Origin of the sequence: Nonomuraea sp. NPDC050227 (assembly GCF_044459705.1) — a bacterium.
Lineage (GTDB): Bacteria > Actinomycetota > Actinomycetes > Streptosporangiales > Streptosporangiaceae > Nonomuraea.
In genome coordinates this window covers 641,996-662,043 of record NZ_JBITJF010000004.1, presented here as the reverse complement: position 1 = coordinate 662,043, position 20,048 = coordinate 641,996, and the positions used below count along the sequence as shown (strand labels likewise).

Below are 20,048 nucleotides of genomic sequence, written 5' to 3'. Positions count from 1 at the left end.
CTTCCTCACGGGGGGGGCCAACCCCCTGATCCCCGGGGGGGCCGCCACCCCCCCGGCGGGGGCCCCCCCCGCCGCCCCCCCGGGGGGGGGCGCCGCCCGCCCCCCCCCCCCCCCCCGCGCCTCGCGGACGAAGCACAGCGCCACCGCGCCCGCCACGGGCCCGGCGGCCAGGGTGGCGAACGCGGCGGAGAAGGACCCGCCGGCCTGGTAGACCGCCCCCACGACGACCGGCACGGTCACGCTGCCCAGTTGCGCCACCGCGTTCGTCGCGCCCGCCGCCGAGCCGGCCAGCGCCGTCCCCGACAGGCCGGGCACCATGGCGATCAGCAACGGCGAGTACAGGTACGCGCCCAGCCCCGCGAACCCGGCCGTCACCAGGAACGCCGTCTCCGTCTCCATGCGGCCGAACAGCAGCAGGCAGCCGGCGAAGGCCACCAGCACGGCGACCGCCGGGCGTTTGCGCCCCCGTCCGGCCAGGTCGGTGGCCAGGCCGATGACCGGTTTGCCCACCGCGCCCGCCGCCGCGAACACCACGACGACCGTCCCGGCCGCCACCGGGTCGAGCCCGTGCCCTTTCACCATGAGGGTGTTGGACCAGGTCACGAAGCCGTACGTGCCCCACAGCCCGCCGAAGCCGGCCAGGCCGATCAGCAGCAGGTCACGGTCGCGGGCCAGGCCGCGCAGCGACGGGCGCGCGGCCGGCGGCTCACGCCGGTCACGCAGCAGTGTCAGGCACACCAGCGCGAGCCCCATCGACACGATGCCGAACAGGTGGTAGGAGGCCCGCCAGTCGTACCACTGGATCAGCCGGGGCACGAGCACGTTGGCGATCATCGTGCCGAGCGACGAGGCCATGGTGAACACGCCCATCGCCAGCCCGCGCTCCCGCTCGCCGAACCAGGACGCGATGAGCTTGACGCCCGCCGCGAAGTCGGCCCCCGCGCAGAGCCCGATCAGCGCCTGCACCGCGATCCCGGCCCCGGCGGACGGCACGGAGCCGAAGGCGATCATGAAGCCGCCCGCCGTGAACAGCGACCCCGACAACACGACCCGGCTGCCGATCCGGTCGCCGAGCAGCCCGCCGCCGATGTTGGACAGCACGTAGCCGACGTAGTACGCCGTCGCGAACGCCCCCAGCCCCGCCAGCGACACCCCCAGCGCCTCGCCCGCCTGCAGCGACGCGGGCCCCCAGGTGGAACGGTCGACGGAGGTCATGGTGAGCGAGGCCCAGCAGAGCAGCAGCACGACCCACCGCCGCAGGGACCGAGGCTCGACCGACGGTGACAGTGCGTAATCGCTCACGTGCGATGACGCTACTGCCTCACCCTACGCCTTGTGACTCTCTGTACTTGAGCCATGACAATCTGCTACTCTCGGCGGTCCTTCCAGACCACGTCGAGGGGACCTCGAAATGTTCAAGAGAAGACGCGGATCAGCCGGCCTCGTGATCGCCGCCACCGTGGCCGGCGTGCTGGCCTCCACCGTGCCGGCCGGGCCGGCCCGCGCGGCCGCCCCCGTCCCGCTGCCCCACCCCTACCCCGGTTTCGGCCCCGCCTGGCCGGCCCCGGCGGGCACGGCGCACGTCCACAACCCCGCCCAGGCCGCCGCCGGCGGCCAGGGCCCGCTGAACAAGATCGCCTCCGGGGTGTCGTGACCCCCGCATCGGCGCAGGCGCCGGGCGTCGGCGTACGGCGACGCCCGGCCCGTCCGCTCCGCCGGGAACCCTCCGCCTGATCACCCGTAGGGCCGACGCGGCACGGAGATCAGGCGCCGGGCGCTCCCCCGGGCCCGTCGGCGAAGTGCCGCAGCACCATCTCGATCAGCGCGTCGACGTCGGCCTCGACCATCGGCTCGCCGGTCATGCCCATCCGGTGCAGCAAGGTGCCGACGACGACGTCGATGTAGAGCAGGACGCGCTGCTCCGGCTCGCCGAGCGCCTCCTGGAGCGCCAGCCGGTACGGGTCCTGGAACCGGGTGGACAGGACCTCGCGCAGGGCCGGATCGCTGACGGCGTCGCTGAACACGCCCGCGAACGCGTCGCCCGTGCCCGGCTCGCTGATCTTCCCGGCGATCCACCGGATGATCGAGGACATGATCTCGGCCCGGTCGGCGCCCTCCAGCGGCGCCGGGCCGAACGCGTCGAGCAGGCAGTCGACGATCAGCTCGCCCTTCGTCGGCCAGCGCCGGTAGACCGTCGTCTTCGCCACACCGGCCGCGGCGGCGATGCGCTCGACGGTGGCCCGCGCGTAGCCGAGCTCGTGGACGGTGCGCAACGTGGCGGCGAACACCTCGGCGTTGACGCCGGTGCGCGGGCGACCGGGCGGTCTGGCGGAAGTGCTCGCTCGGGACATGCCTGAACGATATCCGATTCCGCTACCTTAAGTATCGATACTTCAGGTAGCGGAATTAGAGGACCCATGACCGGCAGCCGCGAAACGAGCCGGGGACACCGGCCGGCCCCCGAACCGCCCGAGGCCGTCCCGAGCCGCCCGAGGCCGTCCCGCCGCCGGAACCGGGCGCGGGCGGGCTGCTGCGTCCGCACGTCCCGGCGTTCGTCGCCGTCGTCGTGTCGCAGGTGATCGGCGCGGTCGCGGGCCTGGCGCCGCTGCTGGCGGTCGTCGAGGTGGGCCGCGTCCTGCTGTCGCCGGGCCCGGTGGACGCCGGGCGCGTCCGGGTCGCGGTGCTCGCGGGCGTGGCCGGGCTGTTCGTGCGGCTGCTGCTGACGGGCGCGTCGTCGGGGCTCGGACACGTGCTCGACGGCCGGGTGCAGCTGTCGTTACGGCGGCGGCTGGCGGACCGGCTCGGATCGCCGTCGTCTTCCAGGACGTCTACCTCTTCGACGGCACGATCGAGGACAACGTGCGGCTCGGCCGTCCGGACGCCGACGAGGCCGAGGTGCGGGCGGCGGCGACCGCGGCCCGGCTGGACGAGGTGGTCGAGCGGCTGCCCGGCGGCTGGGCGGCGAACGTCGGCGAGGGCGGGGCGCTGCTGTCCGGCGGTGAGCGTCAGCGCGTCTCGATCGCGCGGGCGCTGCTGAAGGACGCCCCCGTCGTGCTGCTGGACGAGGTGACCTCCGCACTGGACCCGGTGAACGAGGCGGCCGTCCACGAGGGCGTCGAGCGCCTGATGGCGGGGCGCACGGTGGTCATGGTCGCCCACCGCATGCGGACCGTCCGGCGCGCCGACCGCGTCGTCTTCCTCGACGGCGGCCGGATCGTCGAGGCGGGCGGCCACGACGAGCTGCTGCGCCGCGGCGGCCGGTACGCCGGATTCTGGCACGTCTCGACGGCCGTCCCGGACTCGATAATGGAGTGAACCTTCTGGATCATGTGCGTACTGTGACGAAGGTGGATCCAGCTGACTTCTACACCGGCCTCGTCGCGGAGCTCTACGGACCGCTGAAATCCGTCTCCCAGGACCCGGAGCCCTATGCCGCCTTCGTCGAGCGCACCGGCGTCCCCGCGCTGGAGCTGGGCTGCGGGGACGGCGATCCCCTGCTGGAGCTGCGCCGGCGCGGCCTGGAGGTCGACGGCGTCGACTCCTCGGCGGACATGCTGGCCCGGCTCCGACGCCGGGCCGGCGACCTGGACGTGTCCGTGACGCTGTTCCACCAGCGCATGGAGAGCCTGAACCTGCCCCGCCGGTACCGGGCGATCTTCCTCGCCGGGCCGACCTTCACCCTGCTCCCCGACGACGCCACGGCGCTGGCCGCCCTGCGCGGCATCCGCGCCCACCTGGAGGAGGGCGGCGTCGCGCTGGTGCCGCTGTTCACTCCCGACCCGGCCCCGGCCGACCAGATCGGCCGGGCGCGCACGGCCGTCGCCCCCGACGGCGCCGACCTGCGGGTGTCCGTCGTCTCCCAGCGACGCGACGAGACCGCCCGGACGCAGACGACCCTCCTGCGCTACGAACGCCACCACGGCCCGGACGTCACCGTCGCCGAACGCCCGTGGGTCCTGCACTGGTACCCCCGCGAGGTGTTCGAGGAGCTGGCCGCGGCCGCCGGCCTGGCCGTGACCGCCGTCACCGACCCGGACGGCGACCCCGCCCCCGCCCACGCCACCGACCTGCACGTCCACCTCGAACCTGCCACCTGACGCGGCGGCGGGCCCGCGCAATGTCGTCGTGCGTCTTCGCGCGTTCGCGGCACGTCCGCCGCGCCGTCCGGGGCATCATGCCCCATGCCGAACACGCAGGCCAGGAGCCTGTTTCCGATCGAACTGGGACGTAACGGGCTGCTGGTCGTCGCGGCGCGGGCGCTGCGGACCTTCGGCTACGGATGCACCAGCGTGCTCCTCGCCGAGCTGCTCGCCCAGGACGGCGACGCCCCCTGGCAGACCGGCCTGCTGCTGGCCGTGGCCGCCGCCGGATCGGTGTTCGCGAGCCTGCTGCTGGGCCTGTTCGCCGACGTGTGGGGGCGGCGCCGGACGCTGGTCGCCTGCGGCTGCCTGATGGCGGTGACCGGGGCCGTGTTCGCGCTCAGCGAGTCCTACCCCGTCCTGATCGCCGCCGCCTTCATCGGGACGATCTCGCCCTCCACCAACGACAACACGCCCTTCTCCGGGGTGGAACAGGCCATCCTCGCCCAGACCTGCGCCCCGGCGCGCCACACGTCCGTCTTCACCTGCTACAACGTCACCGCCCTGGCCTCCGGCGCGCTGGGCGCGCTGGCCGCCGCCGCGCTCGGGCTCCAGACCTGGACGTCGGCCCCCGACGCCGCCTTCGCCCTCTACGCGCTCCTGGCGGCCGGGACCGTGACGCTGTTCTGGAACCTGACGCCGCAGGCCGAGCCGCCCCGGACCGCGCCCGCCGGCCCGGAACGGCGTCGCGGGCGGGTGCCCGGCCAGATCCGGCTGCTGGCCGGGCTGTCCGCCCTGGACGCCCTGGCCGGCGGGCTGGCCGTCCAGGCTGTGCTGGCCTGGTGGTTCGCCCATCGCTTCGGCGCGACGACCACCCAGCTGGGCCTGGTGTTCTTCGCCGCCAACCTGCTGCCGGCCCTGGCCCAGCTCACCGCGCCGCTGCTGGCCGCCCGGCGCGGCCTGCTGGCCACGATGCTCCTCCCCCACACCATGGCCAACCTGCTGCTGGCCTGCATCCCGTTCGCCCCGGACCTGGCCACCGCCGTCGTCCTGCTGCTGCTCCGCCAGACGGTGTCCAAGATCGACGTACCGGCGCGGCAGGCGTTCACGGCCGCGGTCGTCCCGCCGGGGCAGCGTACGGCCGCCGCCAGCATGACCAGCCTGGCCCGCAGCGTCGCCGTCTCGGTCGCCCCGATCGCCGCCACCACCATGCTGACCGGCACGCTGGCCGCGCTGGGCGCTCCCCTGCTGCTCGGCGCGGCCCTGGGCCTGGGCTACGACCTGGCGCTCTGGCGCGCCTACCGCGGCGTGCCCCTGTCCTGAGAAGGACGCCGGTCAGCGCCGTCGCCCGCGGCCTCGGCCGCCGCCCTGCGCAGGGCCCGGAGCAGGTCGGCGTCGAGGCCGGCGACGGCCGGGACCCCGTCGTCGAAGACCGTCACGCCCTCGGGCACGGCCCCCTCGGCCTCGTCGTACGCCGAGACGGTCAGGGACGTCACCGCCCGGTGGACGACGACGCCGGCCGCGAGCGTCCCGCCGAGGACGACGAGTGCGGCCACCAGGGCCGACCGGGTCCGGCGGGCTGCCGTTCGTGCTGGTCCGCTGGGTGTCATGCCGCCAGTCAAGGCAGCGGGCCGTTGCCGGCCCGTATGGGATTTTTCATATGCCGGCGATAGGCCCCGGGCCGTACGGTCAGGGGTATGCGGGTACTGATCGTCGAGGACGAGCCCTATCTGGCCGAAGCCGTCCGCGACGGCCTGCGCCTGGAAGCCATCGCCGCCGACATCGCCGGCGACGGGAACACCGCCCTGGAGCTGCTGAGCGTCAACGCCTACGACATCGCCGTCCTCGACCGCGACATCCCGGGCCCCTCGGGCGACGAGATCGCCGGGCACATCGTCGCCTCCGGCAGCGGCATGCCCATCCTCATGCTCACCGCCGCCGACCGGCTCGACGACAAGGCCAGCGGGTTCGAACTGGGCGCCGACGACTACCTCACCAAGCCCTTCGAGCTGCGCGAACTCGTGCTCCGGCTCAGAGCGCTCGACCGCAGGCGGGGCCACAGCAGGCCGCCGGTGCGCGAGATCGCGGGCCTGCGCCTCGACCCGTTCCGCCGCGAGGTCTTCCGCGACGGCCGCTACGTCGCGCTCACCCGCAAGCAGTTCGCCGTGCTCGAAGTCCTCGTCGCCGCCGAGGGCGGGGTCGTCAGCGCCGAGGAGCTCCTGGAGCGGGCGTGGGACGAGCACGCCGACCCCTTCACCAACGCCGTCCGCATCACGGTCTCGTCCCTGCGCAAGCGCCTCGGCGAGCCCTGGGTGATCGCCACCGTGGCGGGGGTCGGCTACCGCATCGACACGGCGCCCGCCGCCGGGCGCGAGGGGGCGGATCGTGGGTAGGGCCCCGGGCCTGAGCGTGCGGCTCAAGCTCACTCTGAGTTACGCCGGGTTCCTCCTGGTCGCGGGCCTCGTGCCGCTGGGCGCGGTGGGGGTCTACTACCTGCGCGGTCTGCCCGATGACGCCATCTACTCCACCGGCGACTTCCTGGTCAACCGCTCGTCCATCGTGCGGTCGTTCGCCCCGGTCGCGGCTCTCGTGCTGGCGTTCCTGCTGGTGTTCGGGCTCGTGGGCGGGTGGCTGCTGGCCGGCCGGATGCTCGCGCCCCTGACCCGCATCACCGACGCCGCCCGCAGGGCCACCGGCGGCTCGCTCTCCCACCGCATCCGGCTGCCGGGCCGCGCGGACGAACTGCGCGAGCTCGCCGACGCCTTCGACACCATGCTCGTACGGCTCGAAGCGCACGTCGCCGAGCAGCGGAGATTCGCCGCCAACGCCTCCCACGAGCTGCGCACCCCGCTCGCCGTCGCCCGGACGCTGCTCGACGTCGCCCGCACCGACCCCACCCGCGACCCCGCCGAGCTGGTCGCCCGCCTCCACCTGGTCAACACCCGGGCGATCGACCTCACCGAGGCGTTGCTCCTGCTCAGCCGGGCCGACCAGCGGTCCTTCCCGCGCGAGCGCGTCGATCTGTCGCTGATCGCGGAGGAGGCCGTCGAGACGCTGCTGCCCCTGGCCGAGCGGCGCGGACTCGCCGTCGAGACCGCCGGAGACCTGGCCCCCGCCACCGGCTCACCCGCGCTGCTGCTCCAGATGACGACGAACCTCGTGCACAACGCGATCGTGCACAACCTCGCCGGACAGGGCACGGTGTGGGTCACGACCGCCGTGCACGCCGGGACGGTGACCCTCATCGTCGAGAACACCGGCGACACGCTGCCCCCTGACGTGGTCCCCACGCTGGTGGAGCCGTTCCGGCGGGGCACCGACCGCGTCCGCGCCGACCACGCGGGGGTCGGGCTGGGCCTGGCGATCGTCGGCAGCATCGTGCGGGCGCACGACGGGACGCTCGACCTCGTCCCCCGCCCGTCCGGGGGCCTCCGCGTCACCGTGCGCCTCCCGGCGGGCGTCACGGAGGGCACCCTCCGTCGGCGATCGCCCGCCGCCTGAACTCCGTGGGCGTCAGGCCGGTCGATTCGCCGAAGGCCCGGTAGAAGCTCGACCTCGTCTGGAAGCCGCTGGCGTGCGCGACCCTGTCGACGCCCCAGCCGGTGACCAGCAGCAACCGGCAGGCGTGGGCGACCCGCAGCCGGGTGACGTACTGCCAGACGGGCATGCCCAGGGCCCGTTTGAAGGCCAGGGCCGCGTAGGTGGGGTGCACCCCGGCGGCTTCGGCGATCTCCTCGACCGTCAGCCGCTCGGTGTAGCGGCGGGCGACGACGGCCAGCATGCGCTCGGCCGATCCGGCCGCCGCCGCCTCGGCGGGCGCCGTCTCGCGCGGCCCGCCGGTCAGGCGGGCCAGCCGGGCGTGCATCTCCAGCAGGCAGACCTCGGCCACGGCGGGGGCCGGCTCGTGGCGCAGCTCCCGGTCCCAGCGGCTCATGAGGAAACGGTCGTGCTCCCCCTCGGCGGCGGTGCCGTACAGGAACTCTCCCGACAGCGCCCGCTCGACCGCGCCGCGCAGCGGGTCGTGGCCGATGACGGCGCTCAGCGGGACGGTGGCCCACAGGAAGTCCACGCCCTCGGCCGTGAGCAGCCGGTGCGGGTAGCCGCCCCAGAAGACGGCGAGCCGGCCGGGCGGCAGGTCCACCTCGCCGCCGACGGTCGCGTACCTGGCGGTGCCCGACAGGACGAGGTTGAACTCGACCTCGGGGTGGATGTGGGAGCGGGGCATGGGGCCCGACGTCACGTGGAACGCCTGCAGGCCGATGACCTGGGCGAGAGACTGCACACCTTGAGGATATGCGACATCTCGGATCTTCCGGGTGGATGACTGGAATGAGGTCGTCGCGGCAGAGTGGCGGCATCTCACCACCCCCCGGAGGTTCCACCATGTCCGAGCTGGACGACTTCATGTTCGACCTCAACGGCTACCTGATCCTCAGGAACGCCGTGGACGCGGATCTGCTGCGGCGGCTCAACGAGGAGTTCGACGCCTTCCCCCGCCACCTGGCCAGGGGCGAGTGGTACCGGGGCGCCCAGCGCCGCGACTACACCCCCGAGACCGGCTTCGAGCTGCACCAGGCGGTGGCGGCGGGCCGGCCGTTCGAGGAGCTGGTCGACCACCCGAGCTGGTTCGACCTGGTCAGGCACTACGCGGGCGAGGAGGACAGCTACATCCCCGGCGTCTTCGTCGACGAGACGATCGCCTCGATCCGCGAGTCGGGCGGGCACCACCCCGTGCACTCCGGCGGCTACCGCACCGCGCTGCGCTGCGGCTACCGCTACGACCACGGCGTCTTCCGCTGCGGCCAGGTCAACATCATCCTCGCGCTGACCGACATCGGCGAGGGCGACGGCGCGACGATGGTGGTGCCCGGCTCGCACAAGTCGAACTTCCGGCACCCGCTGGGCGGCGACTACGCCAGGGGCGACCGCATGGACACCCTGCCGGGCGCGATCCCCGTCCACCTGGAGAAGGGCGACGCGCTGCTCTTCGTGGACGGGCTCATGCACGGCGGCTCCACCCGGACCAACCCCGGCGAGCGCCGCGTGGTCATCTACCGCTACGGACCGGTATGGGCGGGCAGCAGGTACGGCTACGTCTACGACGAGTCCTGGCTCGGCGGCCTGACCGAGCAGCGTCGCAAGGTGCTCAACCCGGTCCCGCACGTCCACGTCGGCGACCCCTGCCCCGCGGAGCCCGGGGACAGGTGAGCGACGGTCACGCCCGCCCGCGGGTGTGCCAACCTGGAGGCGTGACTGTCGAGTGGTCGCGAGCCAATGCGCTCGCAGCCGTCAGGGCGCGGCCTTCCGGTGTCCCCGGCCGGCGCGTGGGCCCGCAAGGTCGAGTTCCTCCTCATGGAGGAGCTCGACACCGGGCTGGTCCGCCGGAGCCGCCGGACGGTCCGCGACGGCCGGGTCCTGCTGGACACCCGCGACGCTCCGGACGTCTGGCCGACCGGGTACCACGTCGGCGAGGTCCCCCTCGACGACGACGCGCCCGCCACTGATGCCGGGTTCTGGCTGGCCAGGGCGGGGCTGGACGTCGGCGTCCCGCGGCGGCTGATCGCCGAGGCGAGGCTGGCCTGCTGGCTCCAGGCCTACGTCGACAACGACCGCGGGGAGCCCTTCGTCGGCCACGCGGCCGCGTCCTGGGAGGACGAGCGGCACACCATGGCCCGCCTCGACGTGGCGTACGTGCTGCCCGGCGTCCCGGCCGGGGTGCGCCGGGCGCTGGCCCGCCTCGCGGTCCACGAGGTGGCCGAGGCGGGCGCCCTGGGCGTCGTCACCGCGATCGACGTCCCCGAGCTGCGGGAGCCCGGGTTCGGCCCCGCGGACGGCGGCGGACTCGTCCTGCACACCATGAGCGGTGCCTGATCCCGGAGTGACGGGCCCGCGCCCGAGGTCAGCGCACGGGCTCAGCGGCGGGGACAGGCGAACTCGTCGTGCGGGCCCCAGGTGGTCTTCACGTCGCCGCCGTCGCGGCGGCCGCACTCCATGGCCACCACCGGCCCTTGCGGCGTGTCCCGGAGGATGAGGAACCTCTTGTCGGACGGCACGACGGTCACCGCGCCCGACGCGTTGCGGGGATCGCTCGGGTAGACGATCGTCCCCGTCGCGCCGCGCAGGCCGGCGTCGCCGCCGACGCCGAAGGAGGACAGGACCTGCACCGAGCCCCGCCCGCACCCCGCCGCCTTGTTGAGCTGGCAGACGGTGTTGACGGCCGTGGCCATGGTCATGAGGGCGTCGTAGGCGAGCGGCCCACGCCAGTGGTCGTACCAGGCGTCGTGGCCGTAGGCGGCGGAGTAGCGGGCGAGGTACTCCCTGCCCATCTCGTTCGGCGGCCGGCTGGGGAGCGCGTGCGCCGAGTAGTACAAGGTGACGCCGTCGAACGACAGTTGCTGCGCGCGCGTCACCGTGGTGGTGACGTCGGCGCCGGCCAGCACGGTGAGGGCGCTCGGGCACGCGTTCTTGCCCTTGACGGTCTGCAGGAAGTCGCGCAGCCGCTGGGCCCGTCCCGGCCAGAGGACCAGGGTGCGCCGCGGGTCCTTGGCGACGATCGCGCAGGTCTCGTCGGCCAGCGCCGACAGGCTGTACACCGTCTTGCCGCCGGGCTGGGGGCTCTTGTTCGACGGCGAGAACCACAGCTGGGTGCTCGGCCGGAACTCGGCGGCGAAGTCGTCGCTGAGGGTCTTGCTGTAGTCGTCGTCGGGATCGCCGAGGATGACGGCCGAGGCGGCGGGGGCGCAGGTGCCGTCATCGGCGGGGATGACGCCGGCGTTCCTGACGAAGGTCGCGATGAGCCGGGCCTGTTCCGGATTGTCGTAGGAGACCTGGTGATAGAGCGGGTGCGACTGGAAGGTCTCCGAGGTGGCGCCGATGCCCAGCATGGGCAGGCCGCCGTCGCCGAGGATCCGCTGGGCCTCGATCGTCTCCTTCCGGCTCTCGCCCAGCCCGATCACGCCGAGCACCTTCCGGTCCGGCTGGGCCGCGATCCGGCGCGCCATCTCGGGCGCCTTCGCGTACCCGGCGCCGGCCTCCTCGACGTTCACCCGCACGAAGACGTTGCCGTCGTAGTTGCGCCGGCTGTGCGGGGTGGCCTCCGCCATGTCGTTCATCTTCTGCTGGGCCAGCCGGATCCCGCGCAGCTCGGGGAGCACGCCGTTGTACTCGGGATGCTCGAAGGCCGCGACGCCGGAGCCGAGGTACACCACGGTCTTGACGGTGTATCCCTGTTTCTCCTTGGCCTCGACCCTGGCGTTCTCGGCCTCGATCCGCTGCTTGTCCGCGGCGTAGAGGCTCTGCGCCCCGGCGGCGTCCGGGACCGGGGCGGGCGGGCTCGCCGGGCCGGGCGCCGGACGTGCGAGGCAGGAGGTGTCCGGCGGCCGGATCGGGGGCAGCCAGGGGATCGCGAGCACGGCCGCCAGCCCGACGACGGCCAGGCCCTGCGCCACGGCCTCCGTCGCGGCGAGCGCGGGGCTGCCGAGCCGCACGGGGATCCTGCTCCGGCCCGCCAGGGCGGCGGCGTCGAGGCCGCCGGTCCCCTGGATGACGCCCTCCGTCGCGGCGAGGGCCGCCTCGCCGTCGAGAACGCTCGCCGTCCACCTGAGGTCCGGGCCGGCGGCCCCGGCGTCGGACGCCGGCGCGGCGATCACAATCGTGCGGCGTACGCGGGTGTCCCGTACGGCGTCGGCGACGCGGTCGGTGAGCGCGGCGTCGCCGGTGACGAAGAGCACGAACCTGCTGCGGCGACGCCGCCGCCACGGTGACAGCCTGGGGGTGAAGGCGGCCTCCAGGTCGCACAGGAGCGCCCGGAGCAGGGCTCCCTCCTGTTTCGCCCGGTCGGGGCCCCACATGAGCCGGCCGGCTTCCGGGAAGAAGTCGGCCTTGTCATGCCCGATGTGGCCGGGGAACCAGCCGCGGGTCCGGCGGCGCCACGACCAGCGGAAAACTCCGCGGATCGCCCAGCCCGCCAGGATGAACAGGAGAACCTGGAAAAACAACGACAATCCGCCTACTTGGTTGGCACTCCGTACGAAATAGGCGAGATTTGGGTGAAGGTCGTGAAATGCCAGCTCTAGTGCGCCGGTTGCCTGCTCGCCACCCTTTATCGCCTTTAAGACCCGATAACGGGGAAAACGTACTGTGCCCCAGCCGCGTGGCGTCGTGTTCCCCAGCTGGACGACGATCCCGCCCGGGCGGGTGGCCTCGTCGATCTCGGCGTGCGGGACGAGGGGCCGGTCGTCCGCCGTGCGCAGCCGGCGGACGAGCGCCTTGACCACGACGCCGGGGGCGGCCGCCCGGGTGCCCTCATAGATCTTCACGACGAGCGCCGGAGCGGCCCTGCGTGCCGTGACTCTTTCGTCGATCATCGAGGCGAACGCGTCGAAATCGCCGTTCAGGGGAGCCATGCACCCAGTATTGGGGGCACGGGCAATTCGGCCCGCCCGCGATACGAAAGTGAAATCGAACGGTTCGCGACTATCGGCTCTCGCGCAGCAGCGAATGCAGCCCGGCGGTGTCGACGACGTGGGCCGTTCTCGGGAACACGCCGGTCATCAGCGTCCGGTGGAGGTGCGGGTCCGGATCGGCGACGCCGTCCGACAGGACGTGCAGCCGGTAGTCGCGGTCGGCGGCGTCGGCCACGGTGGACAGGACGGCGCCGCTGGTGGTGAGCCCGGCGACGACCAGGGTGGTGATCCCGCGCTCCCGCAACCGCCGGTCGAGGTCCGTCGTGGACAGCGCGCCGACCCTGGTCTTGCGGACGACGAGGTCCCCGGGCTCGGGCGCGACCCGCCGGTGGAAGTCCGTCCCGGGGTCCTCGTGGTGCAGCAGGCGTCCGCGCCCGATGAGCGAGAAGGTCGGGTTGGCGGCCGGGATCGCCGCCCAGTCGGCCTCGGTGAAGCCGAGCCGCACGTGGACGACGGCGGCGCCGTGCGCGCGCATGGCGGCGGCGGCGTCGGCCACCCGGGACAGCAGCGCCTCCTGCTCCTCCAGGCCGGGCAGCGAGGCGAGCACGCCCTGCTGGAGGTCCAGGACGAGCAGCGCGGACGTCCGGGGGTCGAGCTCGGGGGACGTGACGGTCATCGTTGTCTCCTTGGTGATGAGGGGATTCAGGCGTGGGGCGCGGGCACCGGCTCGGGAAGGGCCGCGGCGGCGCGCCGGGGAAGCAGCAGCGGGGTCGCCAGCAGGAGCACGCCGGCCAGGCCGATGGCCGGACGGGGGCCGAGCAGGGCGCCCAGCACCCCCCACGCGGCCGTCAGCAGCGCGGTCGACGCCTTGGTCGTCATCGACCAGGCCGACAGCGTGCGGGTGATCCGGTCGTTCGGGGTGCGTTCGAGGCGGTAGGTGGCCGAGACGGGGTTGAAGACGCCGCAGCAGAAGATGAGCCCGAGTTCGACGCCCATCACCAGCAGCAGCCCTCCGGTGCCGGGCCCCACGAAGGCCAGCCCGAGCGGCCACACCGCGCGCAGCGTCCCGGTCACGACCAGGACGCGGTGCTGCCCGAACCGGGTGACCAGCGGACGGGCCAGCCGCGCCCCGAGCAGCCCGCCGATCGCGGGCACGGCGAAGGCGAGACCGTACTGCCACGAGGTGAACCCCAGCCGGCCGAGCATCAGGACGGCCAGCAGCGCGTCGGCGGCCATCAGCAGCCCGTTGAACAGGGCGGTGTTGAGGAACAGCGGGCGCAGCGCGGCGTCGGCGAGGATGTGCCGCCAGCCGTCGAGCAGGTCGCCGGCGCGCATGCGCGCGGGCTCCCGGCGTGCGGGGCGCGGCTCGCCGCCGCCCGCCGCGCGCACGCCCAGGGCCGACAGCAGGTAGCTGACCGCGTCGGCCACCACCGTCGCGACCGGGCCGAGGAGCGCGATGGCGGCGCCGCCCAGCGGCGGCCCGACGATCGTGGTCGTCCAGGTCGTGGACTCCAGGCGGGCGTTCGCGACGAGCAGGTGCTCGCCCGGCAGCAGCGTCTTGAGGTACGCCCCGGAGGCGGCGCGGAAGGTGATGTCGGCCGCCGCCACCACGACCGAGACCAGCAGCAGCTGGACGAAGGTGAGCACGCCGAGCGCGAACGCGGCGGGGATCGTCAGCAGCGCCGCGAACCGCACCAGGTCCGCCGCGATCAGTACGGGCCGCTTGCGGCGGAACTCCACCCACGGGCCGAGCGGCACCGCCACGGCCGCGCCCACCGCCGCGCCCACCGCCGACAGCGCCGCGACCTCCGCCGGCCCGGCGTGCAGCACCTGGACGGCGATCAGCGGGAACGCGCCGAAGGCGAGCCACGTGCCGAGCGCGCTGGTGCCGTACGCCGCCCACAACCATCCGAACCGGCGGCCCAGCCGGTGCCCGTCCCTCATGTCCCCGACGCTCCTCGTCACTCGCCCGTACAACCGATACGCGATCGGGAGCATCCAATCGGGCCGGTGAGCAGGAGATCAAACAACCGGACGGCCCGATCCGCACAACGGATGGTTGTGTCCGTAAGGTGTGCGCATGGACCTCGACATCGTCCGGACCTTCGTCGCCGCCGCCGAGGCGGGGCAGTTCCAGGAGGCCGCCGCCGACCTGGCGGTCACCCAGCAGGCCGTCTCCAAGCGCATCGCCGCCCTGGAACGCGACCTCGGGGTGCGGCTGTTCACCCGCACCCCGCGCGGCACCACGCTCACCATCGACGGGCAGGCGTTCCTGCCCCACGCCCGCGAGCTGCTGCGGGTCGCCGAGCGGGCGGTCGCGTCCGTACGGGCGGGCAGCCGTCCGCTGCGGGTCGACGTGCTGGCCTCGCGCGGCGCGGGGTCGGGCCTGATGCGCGGCTTCCATCACGCCTACCCCGGCATCGACCTCGACGTGGTGATGTTGTCCGACATCGACGCGGCCGTCTCCGCCATCCGGTCCGGCACGATCGACGCCTCCTTCCGCGCCGTCGCCATGCCCGGCCGGCCCCTTCCCGACGACGTCGAGTCCGCCTGGGTCGTCGACGAGGCCCTCCAGCTCCTCACCGGCCCCGCCCACGCGCTGGCCGACGCCCGTTCGGTGACCCTCGACCAGCTCGCCGGACACCGGATCTGGATGCCCGGCCTCGCCCCCGGCACGGAGTGGACCGCCTTCTACGACGACCTGGTCGCCGAGTTCGGCCTCAGCATCGAGGCGACCGGCCCCAATTTCGGCTCCGACGTGCTCCTCGACACCATCGCCGACACCCCGGCCCTGGCCACGTTCATGGGCGACCGGACCCGGCTCGTCTGGCCCGCCGGTCACGGGCTGCGCCGCATCCCGGTCACCGGCCCCACGCCCGTCTACCCGCACTCCCTCCTGTGGCGCCGCGACAACCCGCACCCGGCGCTGGCCACCCTGCGCGCACACCTCGCCGCCACGGCGGCCGAGCGCCAGGCCGGGACGTGGGCCCCGGCCTGGGCACGGCGGGGGGACGGCCTGACCGCGCCCTCGCCGGTCAGCCCTCCTGAGGCCCTTGGGTGACCCAGTAGTCCTGGAGCAGGGTGTTCTTGGGGCACCACTCCTCCGAGACGGACGTGCCGCCCACCATGGGTGCCACCCGGAGGGTCGGCCCGCCGGGCAGCGTCAGGGCGCCGGCGGGCCCCGGCGCGGTGTCCGACAGCACCTCGGCCGGACTCGGCCGGACCCGTCCGGTGTGGGACGCCGCATCGGCGGCTCTCAGGCCCGCCTGCGCCCCGATAGGGTCATCCGGGCATCTCCGGACAGAAGGATCCCCTCTGGTGAATCTGGGCATCGTCGGGCAGGCCGCGGGGCTGTTCGCCGTCACCAACATCGACGACATCCTGATCCTGGCGTTGTTCTTCGCCCAGGGCGCGGGCAGGCGGGGCGTCGCCGTCCGGATCGTCGCGGGCCAGTACCTGGGCTTCCTCGCGCTCGTGGCGGTGGCCGTGGCGGCGGGCTTCGGGGCGACCTTCCTTCCCGGGTCGCTGATCCCGTACCTGGGGCTGCTCCCCCTCGTGCTGGGCGTCAAGGCCGCCTGGCAGGCGTGGCGGAGCCGCCGCGACGGGGACGACGGCGCCCCGGACGGCGAGCCGCCCGGCGGCCCGAGGACGCTGGAGGTCGCCGCGGTCACCTTCGCCAACGGCGGCGACAACATCGGCGTGTACGTGCCGGTCTTCGCCACCGCCGGACCGGGCGGCACCGGCGGGTACGTCGCCGTGTTCCTCGTCCTGGTCGGCGTGTGGTGCGCGGCCGGACGGCTCTTCGCCACCCGTCCCCTGGTCGCCCGCGCCCTGAGCCGGTGGGGGCACGTCCTGCTGCCCGTGGTCCTGATCGGCCTGGGTCTGCTCATCCTCGTCGAGGGCGGGGCCTTCGGCCTCTAGATCCGGGGAAACTTCGGCGCGGCCCGAACCAAGGGCCGGGCGGGCGCGTCCAACAAGATCACGGCATCGGAAGGGGGTGGCGGATGTTGATCCGCTCGGGCGGCGCCTCGGGGGCGTGGGCATGGTGACGCGCCGACGCGCAGCCCGTCCGGCGCCGCGGATCGACGTGGCCCGCCTGCCCGAGGACGTCGTGGCACTCGTCGACGCCCTCGAACCCGGCGAGAGCCTGGTCCTCACGCGGGACGGCGCGTCGATCGCGACGATCTCCAGCACCGTCGACGTGGTCCAGGGCGCCGTCGTCGGCCGCGGGGCGCCGGACGAGCCCGGCGATCCGCCGCCGGTCGACCACGACAGTGTGACGGTCGTGGCCACCGCGATGGAGCTGTCGAACGCCGCCCGGGTCGCGCTGTCCGACCGGCTCGGGGCCGATTACGTGGTGCTCGACATGCACGCCGCCCCGGCGACGGCCGATGTGCTCCTGGTGCCCGCCGGCAGCCCGCAGCTGATCGCCGGGCTCCGGTCGATGTTCCCGAAGGCCCGCGTGGTCGTCACCGAGATCGAGGACCCGGAGCTCGGGGTCCGGTACCACGGCCCGGTCCGGCGGCTGCTCGACGCCGGCGCGGACGCGTACCTGCCGCCGGCGACCGTCCCGATCCTGGCCAGACAGCTCGGCCATGTCCTGGACCAGGGGCGCGAGCTCACCGGCGGGGCCACGGCACCGCTGCAGATCGCCCCGGCCCCGGCGGCGGACGGCGACCCGGAGGAGCAGGTCTAGCCGGGCGGCGGCTGGGACGGCGGTCCGAACAAGGTGGCGGTGTCGACGGTGGCGACGTCGCCCGAGCCCGTGCGCTGGGGTTCGCCGTCGGCGCCGATGAGCGGCAGGCGGTCCGGGAGCCTGCTCGGGTCGACCGCGCCCGTGCCGGTGATCCAGGACGGGCGCGGCGGCTGCGCCGGTGGCGTCTTCGCCTGGAGGCCGTACCTGGCGGTGATCCACACGTTGCCCGACGGCAGGGAGCCGCCGTTCCAGGCGCCGTCCCAGACGTATCCGAAGGCCAGCGTCGCGTACCAGGCGGTGCCGCAGGGGGCGGGGTTGGACCCCTCGCCGCTCCACATGTACCAGTCGGCGTGAGAGGTGGTGTCGGGGGTGTAGTGCAAGCCGGAGTCCAGGCCCGGGCAGGCGCCCCAGACCTGGTGGGTCAGGTCGTAGACGAGCACGACCTGACGTATCGCGAGATGGCCGGCGGGCACGGCCCATCCACGGCCGCACGGGATGCCGCCGTTCGGCCCGTAGACGTTCGCCGCGGACGTCTGGTAGGAGCCGGCGTTTCTGTCGGAGAGGTCGAGCATCTCGGCGTAGACCAGGAGGCACAGGGAGTCCGAACGGTAGACCCAGTCCTCGTGGTGGGAGCCGTTGTCGGCGGCGTGGGCCGGGGTCGTCGAGGTGGCCGCGACCAGGAGGGCAGCGGCGGCGGCGCACAGGCCGCGGCGGGCCCGCCGGCCTGTCGTGCCGGGCGTCCGGGGGCGTCTTCGCATGTCGTTCTCCTCAGCGGCGAGCGCGGGCCGTTCGCTGCCATGATCGGAGCGCGCCGGGGTGCGCACAATCTCTTCGGCCGGGCACCGAAGAGCTCCCCCGTCAACCGGACGATTGCTTGAAATCGATCATCAGGCGACGATTGGCGCATGCGTCTGAACTTCCAGGTGGGCGACCTCGCGGCCACCCGGTTCGTGGTCTCGCCCCTGACCCACGCGATCTTCGCGGCCTTCAGCGTCCACCATCCCGACCTGACCGAGAAGGGCTCGATCTGGCGGGACATCGCCAGAACCGTGCCGCGCCGGACGCTGCCGCTGCTCGACATCCTCAACCGCGGCGCCTCCCGCGTCACCCTGCATGAGGGGCTGGTCACCTCCGAGGTGGCCCCGCCGATCGAGACCGCCGCGCTCTCCGACGAGCTCGACGCGCTCGCCGCCCTGGACACCCCACCCGAGGAGCGCGAGTTCGGCGGCGACCTGTGGCGCTTCAGCGGGGTGCCGGGACGGCCCGACCTCGACATGGACCCGGCGCGGTTCCGCCGGGCCCTGGCCGACAGCATGTACGTGCTCTTCCACCGTTTCCTCGCCCCGGAATGGCCCGGCATGCGCCGGAGGCTCGAAACCCGCCTGGCCGCCTACCAGGAGACGGTGGCGCGGATCGGGCTCGGCTCCGCGCTCAGCACCCTCAGCCCGCGGCTGTCCTGGGACGGCGGCGGCATGGTCGTCGCGGGCGGGCCGCCGATCACGGTCGATCTCGGCGGACGCGGCCTGCTGCTGCATCCGATCTCCGGCGCCTCGCCCCGCTACCTGGGCATCGCGACCACCCGGGACCGGCGCAGCTCGGTGCTCACGGTGCCGATGCCCGACGGCGGCCGCCAGGTGCTGCCGTCACCGGCCTTCGACACGCTCGCCGCGCTGGTCGGGCGGGCGCGGGCGCGGGTGATGCGGGCCGTCGGCGGACACGGCTGCCGTACGGACGAACTGGCCGGGCGGCTCAGGGTCAGCGCCTCCACCGCCTCCGAGCACATCACCGTGCTGCGCAATGCCGGGCTGATCGCCACCCGCCGCAACGGCCAGGCCGTCCACCACCACCTGACCTCACTCGGCGCCCGCCTGCTGGAGGCCAACGGCTGACCCGGCACGGACGGGCTCACCCGCTCCCGAGGGCGGGCAGCCGACGCGGCGGTACTTGCCGGGGGGCATGCCGTACTGGCGTTTGAAGGCGTTGGCGAAGGCGAACTCCGAGCCGTAGCCGACCGCGGCGGCGACCGTGCTCAGCGCGGCGTCGGAGTCGCGCAGCATGCGCGCGGCCGTGCTCAGCCGCCACCAGGTCAGGTAGCTCAGCGGCGGCCGGCCGACGAACTGGGTGAACCGGCGGGAGAACGCCGCCCGCGACAGCCGGGCGCGGCGGCCGAGCGACTCGACCGTCCAGGGGTGGGCGGGATCGCGGTGGATGCCGTCGAGCGCGGCGCCGACGGCCGGGTCGGCCAGCGCGGCGGCCCAGTTGCCCGCCTCGCAGTGGTCGGCCGAGGCGTCGAACCAGGCCCGCAGGATGTACAGCAGCAGCATGTCCAGCAGCGCCGGGACCACCAGGTCGGCGCCCGGCCGCGGGTCGTCGATCTCCTTGCCGAGCAGCTCGACGGCGGCGCGCAGGTCGGTGTTGCGCCCCAGGCCGGTGGGCAGGTGGATCATCTCGGGCAGCCCGCCGAGCAGCGGATGCGCCCGGCCGGCATCGAGCCGGTAGCCGCCGCAGAGCGTCACGGTGACGGGCCCGGCGCCCTCCAACGAGGCCGAGGCGAACAGCTCGGCCGGGGCGTAGGGGTCGCAGTCGGGCTCCGGGAGGGGCCGGTCGGGCGAGTCGGCCAGCCCGTAGCCGTGGCCGTGGGGGAAGAACAGCACGTCGCCCGTGCCGACCGGGAACGGCTCGCCCTCCGGCGGGATGGCCCAGCACGAGCCGCGCAGCACGACCTGGAACCCCGCCGACCCGGGCGCCGACGGGAAGCGCTGCCCCCACGGCGCCGGCCACTCGACCCGCGCCGAGCGCGGCACGCCGATGCGCATGGAGGCGACCACGTCGCTCAGTACGTCCATGGCCGGAGTCTAGTGCGGAAGA

At 74.0% G+C, this 20,048-nt stretch carries 21 protein-coding genes and 1 pseudogene; 12 read left to right on the top strand and 10 right to left on the bottom strand.

Going from position 1 to position 20,048, the window contains the following annotated elements:
- Nucleotides 1-162: 162 nt before the first annotated feature.
- Nucleotides 163-1,215 (bottom strand): annotated as a pseudogene (locus ACIBK9_RS20010) (MFS transporter); the annotation flags it as partial.
- Between the two features lie 196 nt (nucleotides 1,216-1,411).
- On the opposite strand from ACIBK9_RS20010, the gene ACIBK9_RS20005 reads away from it, so the two are divergent.
- On the top strand, nucleotides 1,412-1,654 hold the full coding sequence (locus ACIBK9_RS20005) for a hypothetical protein (RefSeq protein ID WP_397160042.1): 243 nt from the start codon (nucleotides 1,412-1,414) through the stop codon (nucleotides 1,652-1,654).
- Nucleotides 1,655-1,763: 109 nt separating this feature from the next.
- On the opposite strand, the gene ACIBK9_RS20000 is transcribed toward ACIBK9_RS20005, so the two are convergent.
- Entirely contained in the window at nucleotides 1,764-2,351 is a 588-nt protein-coding gene (locus ACIBK9_RS20000; protein ID WP_397160040.1) for a TetR/AcrR family transcriptional regulator, read from the bottom strand.
- A 508-nt stretch (nucleotides 2,352-2,859) separates the two neighbouring features.
- Here ACIBK9_RS20000 and ACIBK9_RS19995 point away from each other — a divergent pair.
- The 3 genes from ACIBK9_RS19995 (at nucleotide 2,860) to ACIBK9_RS19985 (ending at nucleotide 5,402) form a co-directional block, all read left to right on the top strand.
- Nucleotides 2,860-3,315, top strand: coding sequence for an ATP-binding cassette domain-containing protein (locus ACIBK9_RS19995; RefSeq protein WP_397160038.1), 456 nt, complete (start codon nucleotides 2,860-2,862; stop codon nucleotides 3,313-3,315).
- Nucleotides 3,316-3,347: 32 nt separating this feature from the next.
- The gene (locus tag ACIBK9_RS19990) at nucleotides 3,348-4,097 is read left to right on the top strand and encodes a class I SAM-dependent methyltransferase (protein ID WP_397160036.1); all 750 of its coding nucleotides are present in this window, start codon (nucleotides 3,348-3,350) and stop codon (nucleotides 4,095-4,097) included.
- 84 nt (nucleotides 4,098-4,181) lie between these two features.
- Nucleotides 4,182-5,402 carry an MFS transporter gene (locus ACIBK9_RS19985; protein ID WP_397160034.1) on the top strand — a complete coding sequence of 407 codons (1,221 nt, stop codon included), beginning with the start codon at nucleotides 4,182-4,184 and terminating at the stop codon, nucleotides 5,400-5,402.
- Here ACIBK9_RS19985 and ACIBK9_RS19980 read toward each other — a convergent pair.
- Nucleotides 5,378-5,689, bottom strand: coding sequence for a hypothetical protein (locus tag ACIBK9_RS19980; RefSeq protein WP_397160031.1), 312 nt, complete (start codon nucleotides 5,687-5,689; stop codon nucleotides 5,378-5,380). The two genes, ACIBK9_RS19985 and ACIBK9_RS19980, sit on opposite strands and share 25 nt — an antisense overlap.
- 87 nt (nucleotides 5,690-5,776) lie before the next feature.
- Between ACIBK9_RS19980 and ACIBK9_RS19975 the strand changes: the two genes are divergently transcribed.
- Both ACIBK9_RS19975 and ACIBK9_RS19970 read left to right on the top strand, forming a co-directional pair.
- Nucleotides 5,777-6,472 carry a response regulator transcription factor gene (locus ACIBK9_RS19975; RefSeq protein ID WP_397160029.1) on the top strand — a complete coding sequence of 232 codons (696 nt, stop codon included), beginning with the start codon at nucleotides 5,777-5,779 and terminating at the stop codon, nucleotides 6,470-6,472.
- Nucleotides 6,465-7,580: a sensor histidine kinase gene (locus tag ACIBK9_RS19970; RefSeq protein WP_397160027.1), complete on the top strand. Its 1,116-nt coding sequence runs from the start codon at nucleotides 6,465-6,467 to the stop codon at nucleotides 7,578-7,580. The genes ACIBK9_RS19975 and ACIBK9_RS19970 overlap by 8 nt, the downstream gene beginning before the upstream one ends.
- On the opposite strand, the gene ACIBK9_RS19965 is transcribed toward ACIBK9_RS19970, so the two are convergent.
- Nucleotides 7,540-8,361 carry a helix-turn-helix domain-containing protein gene (locus ACIBK9_RS19965; protein ID WP_358301560.1) on the bottom strand — a complete coding sequence of 274 codons (822 nt, stop codon included), beginning with the start codon at nucleotides 8,359-8,361 and terminating at the stop codon, nucleotides 7,540-7,542. The two genes, ACIBK9_RS19970 and ACIBK9_RS19965, sit on opposite strands and share 41 nt — an antisense overlap.
- A 101-nt stretch (nucleotides 8,362-8,462) precedes the next feature.
- Between ACIBK9_RS19965 and ACIBK9_RS19960 the strand changes: the two genes are divergently transcribed.
- Complete coding sequence (locus ACIBK9_RS19960) at nucleotides 8,463-9,287, top strand: phytanoyl-CoA dioxygenase family protein (RefSeq protein WP_387676585.1); 825 nt, start codon at nucleotides 8,463-8,465, stop codon at nucleotides 9,285-9,287.
- Nucleotides 9,288-9,386: 99 nt separating this feature from the next.
- Nucleotides 9,387-9,950: a hypothetical protein gene (locus ACIBK9_RS19955; RefSeq protein WP_397160024.1), complete on the top strand. Its 564-nt coding sequence runs from the start codon at nucleotides 9,387-9,389 to the stop codon at nucleotides 9,948-9,950.
- 41 nt (nucleotides 9,951-9,991) lie between these two features.
- Here ACIBK9_RS19955 and ACIBK9_RS19950 read toward each other — a convergent pair whose 3' ends face one another.
- From ACIBK9_RS19950 to ACIBK9_RS19940, 3 genes are all read right to left on the bottom strand, one after another.
- Complete coding sequence (locus ACIBK9_RS19950) at nucleotides 9,992-12,484, bottom strand: hypothetical protein (RefSeq protein WP_397160022.1); 2,493 nt, start codon at nucleotides 12,482-12,484, stop codon at nucleotides 9,992-9,994.
- Between the two features lie 70 nt (nucleotides 12,485-12,554).
- Nucleotides 12,555-13,160: a cysteine hydrolase gene (locus ACIBK9_RS19945; protein WP_397160020.1), complete on the bottom strand. Its 606-nt coding sequence runs from the start codon at nucleotides 13,158-13,160 to the stop codon at nucleotides 12,555-12,557.
- A gap of 26 nt (nucleotides 13,161-13,186) precedes the next feature.
- A complete protein-coding gene (locus ACIBK9_RS19940) occupies nucleotides 13,187-14,428 on the bottom strand; it encodes an MFS transporter (protein WP_397160018.1) in 1,242 nt (413 codons plus the stop codon).
- A gap of 136 nt (nucleotides 14,429-14,564) precedes the next feature.
- Here ACIBK9_RS19940 and ACIBK9_RS19935 point away from each other — a divergent pair, with 136 nt between their 5' ends.
- Nucleotides 14,565-15,545 carry a LysR family transcriptional regulator gene (locus ACIBK9_RS19935; RefSeq protein ID WP_397160016.1) on the top strand — a complete coding sequence of 327 codons (981 nt, stop codon included), beginning with the start codon at nucleotides 14,565-14,567 and terminating at the stop codon, nucleotides 15,543-15,545.
- Here the strand turns inward: ACIBK9_RS19935 and ACIBK9_RS19930 are convergent.
- Nucleotides 15,520-15,687, bottom strand: a complete 168-nt coding sequence (locus ACIBK9_RS19930; protein ID WP_397160014.1) for a hypothetical protein — start codon at nucleotides 15,685-15,687, stop codon at nucleotides 15,520-15,522. The genes ACIBK9_RS19935 and ACIBK9_RS19930 overlap by 26 nt on opposite strands.
- A 115-nt stretch (nucleotides 15,688-15,802) precedes the next feature.
- On the opposite strand from ACIBK9_RS19930, the gene ACIBK9_RS19925 reads away from it, so the two are divergent.
- The gene (locus ACIBK9_RS19925; RefSeq protein WP_397160012.1) at nucleotides 15,803-16,405 is read left to right on the top strand and encodes a cadmium resistance transporter; all 603 of its coding nucleotides are present in this window, start codon (nucleotides 15,803-15,805) and stop codon (nucleotides 16,403-16,405) included.
- A gap of 121 nt (nucleotides 16,406-16,526) precedes the next feature.
- On the top strand, nucleotides 16,527-17,180 hold the full coding sequence (locus tag ACIBK9_RS19920) for a hypothetical protein (RefSeq protein WP_397160010.1): 654 nt from the start codon (nucleotides 16,527-16,529) through the stop codon (nucleotides 17,178-17,180).
- On the opposite strand, the gene ACIBK9_RS19915 is transcribed toward ACIBK9_RS19920, so the two are convergent.
- Nucleotides 17,177-17,938 (bottom strand): hypothetical protein, encoded by a 762-nt coding sequence (locus ACIBK9_RS19915; RefSeq protein ID WP_397160008.1) that lies wholly within the window; start codon nucleotides 17,936-17,938, stop codon nucleotides 17,177-17,179. The two genes, ACIBK9_RS19920 and ACIBK9_RS19915, sit on opposite strands and share 4 nt — an antisense overlap.
- Before the next feature lie 147 nt (nucleotides 17,939-18,085).
- Here ACIBK9_RS19915 and ACIBK9_RS19910 point away from each other — a divergent pair, with 147 nt between their 5' ends.
- Nucleotides 18,086-19,069 carry a hypothetical protein gene (locus ACIBK9_RS19910; RefSeq protein ID WP_397160006.1) on the top strand — a complete coding sequence of 328 codons (984 nt, stop codon included), beginning with the start codon at nucleotides 18,086-18,088 and terminating at the stop codon, nucleotides 19,067-19,069.
- Here ACIBK9_RS19910 and ACIBK9_RS19905 read toward each other — a convergent pair.
- Complete coding sequence (locus ACIBK9_RS19905) at nucleotides 19,034-20,026, bottom strand: AraC family transcriptional regulator (protein WP_397160004.1); 993 nt, start codon at nucleotides 20,024-20,026, stop codon at nucleotides 19,034-19,036. The two genes, ACIBK9_RS19910 and ACIBK9_RS19905, sit on opposite strands and share 36 nt — an antisense overlap.
- Between the last annotated feature and the right edge of the window lie 22 nt (nucleotides 20,027-20,048).

What these genes read in the sequence shown, in the direction of transcription:
- ACIBK9_RS19915 (WP_397160008.1), bottom strand. Translation starts at nt 17,938, where the DNA reads ATGCGAAGACGCCCCCGGACGCCCGGCACGACAGGCCGGCGGGCCCGC.
- ACIBK9_RS19960 (WP_387676585.1), top strand. Translation starts at nt 8,463, where the DNA reads ATGTCCGAGCTGGACGACTTCATGTTCGACCTCAACGGCTACCTGATC.
- ACIBK9_RS19905 (WP_397160004.1), bottom strand. Translation starts at nt 20,026, where the DNA reads ATGGACGTACTGAGCGACGTGGTCGCCTCCATGCGCATCGGCGTGCCG.
- ACIBK9_RS20000 (WP_397160040.1), bottom strand. Translation starts at nt 2,351, where the DNA reads ATGTCCCGAGCGAGCACTTCCGCCAGACCGCCCGGTCGCCCGCGCACC.
- ACIBK9_RS19940 (WP_397160018.1), bottom strand. Translation starts at nt 14,428, where the DNA reads ATGAGGGACGGGCACCGGCTGGGCCGCCGGTTCGGATGGTTGTGGGCG.
- ACIBK9_RS19950 (WP_397160022.1), bottom strand. Translation starts at nt 12,484, where the DNA reads ATGGCTCCCCTGAACGGCGATTTCGACGCGTTCGCCTCGATGATCGAC.
- ACIBK9_RS19945 (WP_397160020.1), bottom strand. Translation starts at nt 13,160, where the DNA reads ATGACCGTCACGTCCCCCGAGCTCGACCCCCGGACGTCCGCGCTGCTC.
- ACIBK9_RS20005 (WP_397160042.1), top strand. Translation starts at nt 1,412, where the DNA reads ATGTTCAAGAGAAGACGCGGATCAGCCGGCCTCGTGATCGCCGCCACC.
- ACIBK9_RS19975 (WP_397160029.1), top strand. Translation starts at nt 5,777, where the DNA reads ATGCGGGTACTGATCGTCGAGGACGAGCCCTATCTGGCCGAAGCCGTC.
- ACIBK9_RS19920 (WP_397160010.1), top strand. Translation starts at nt 16,527, where the DNA reads ATGGTGACGCGCCGACGCGCAGCCCGTCCGGCGCCGCGGATCGACGTG.
- ACIBK9_RS19910 (WP_397160006.1), top strand. Translation starts at nt 18,086, where the DNA reads ATGCGTCTGAACTTCCAGGTGGGCGACCTCGCGGCCACCCGGTTCGTG.
- ACIBK9_RS19980 (WP_397160031.1), bottom strand. Translation starts at nt 5,689, where the DNA reads ATGACACCCAGCGGACCAGCACGAACGGCAGCCCGCCGGACCCGGTCG.
- ACIBK9_RS19985 (WP_397160034.1), top strand. Translation starts at nt 4,182, where the DNA reads ATGCCGAACACGCAGGCCAGGAGCCTGTTTCCGATCGAACTGGGACGT.
- ACIBK9_RS19935 (WP_397160016.1), top strand. Translation starts at nt 14,565, where the DNA reads ATGGACCTCGACATCGTCCGGACCTTCGTCGCCGCCGCCGAGGCGGGG.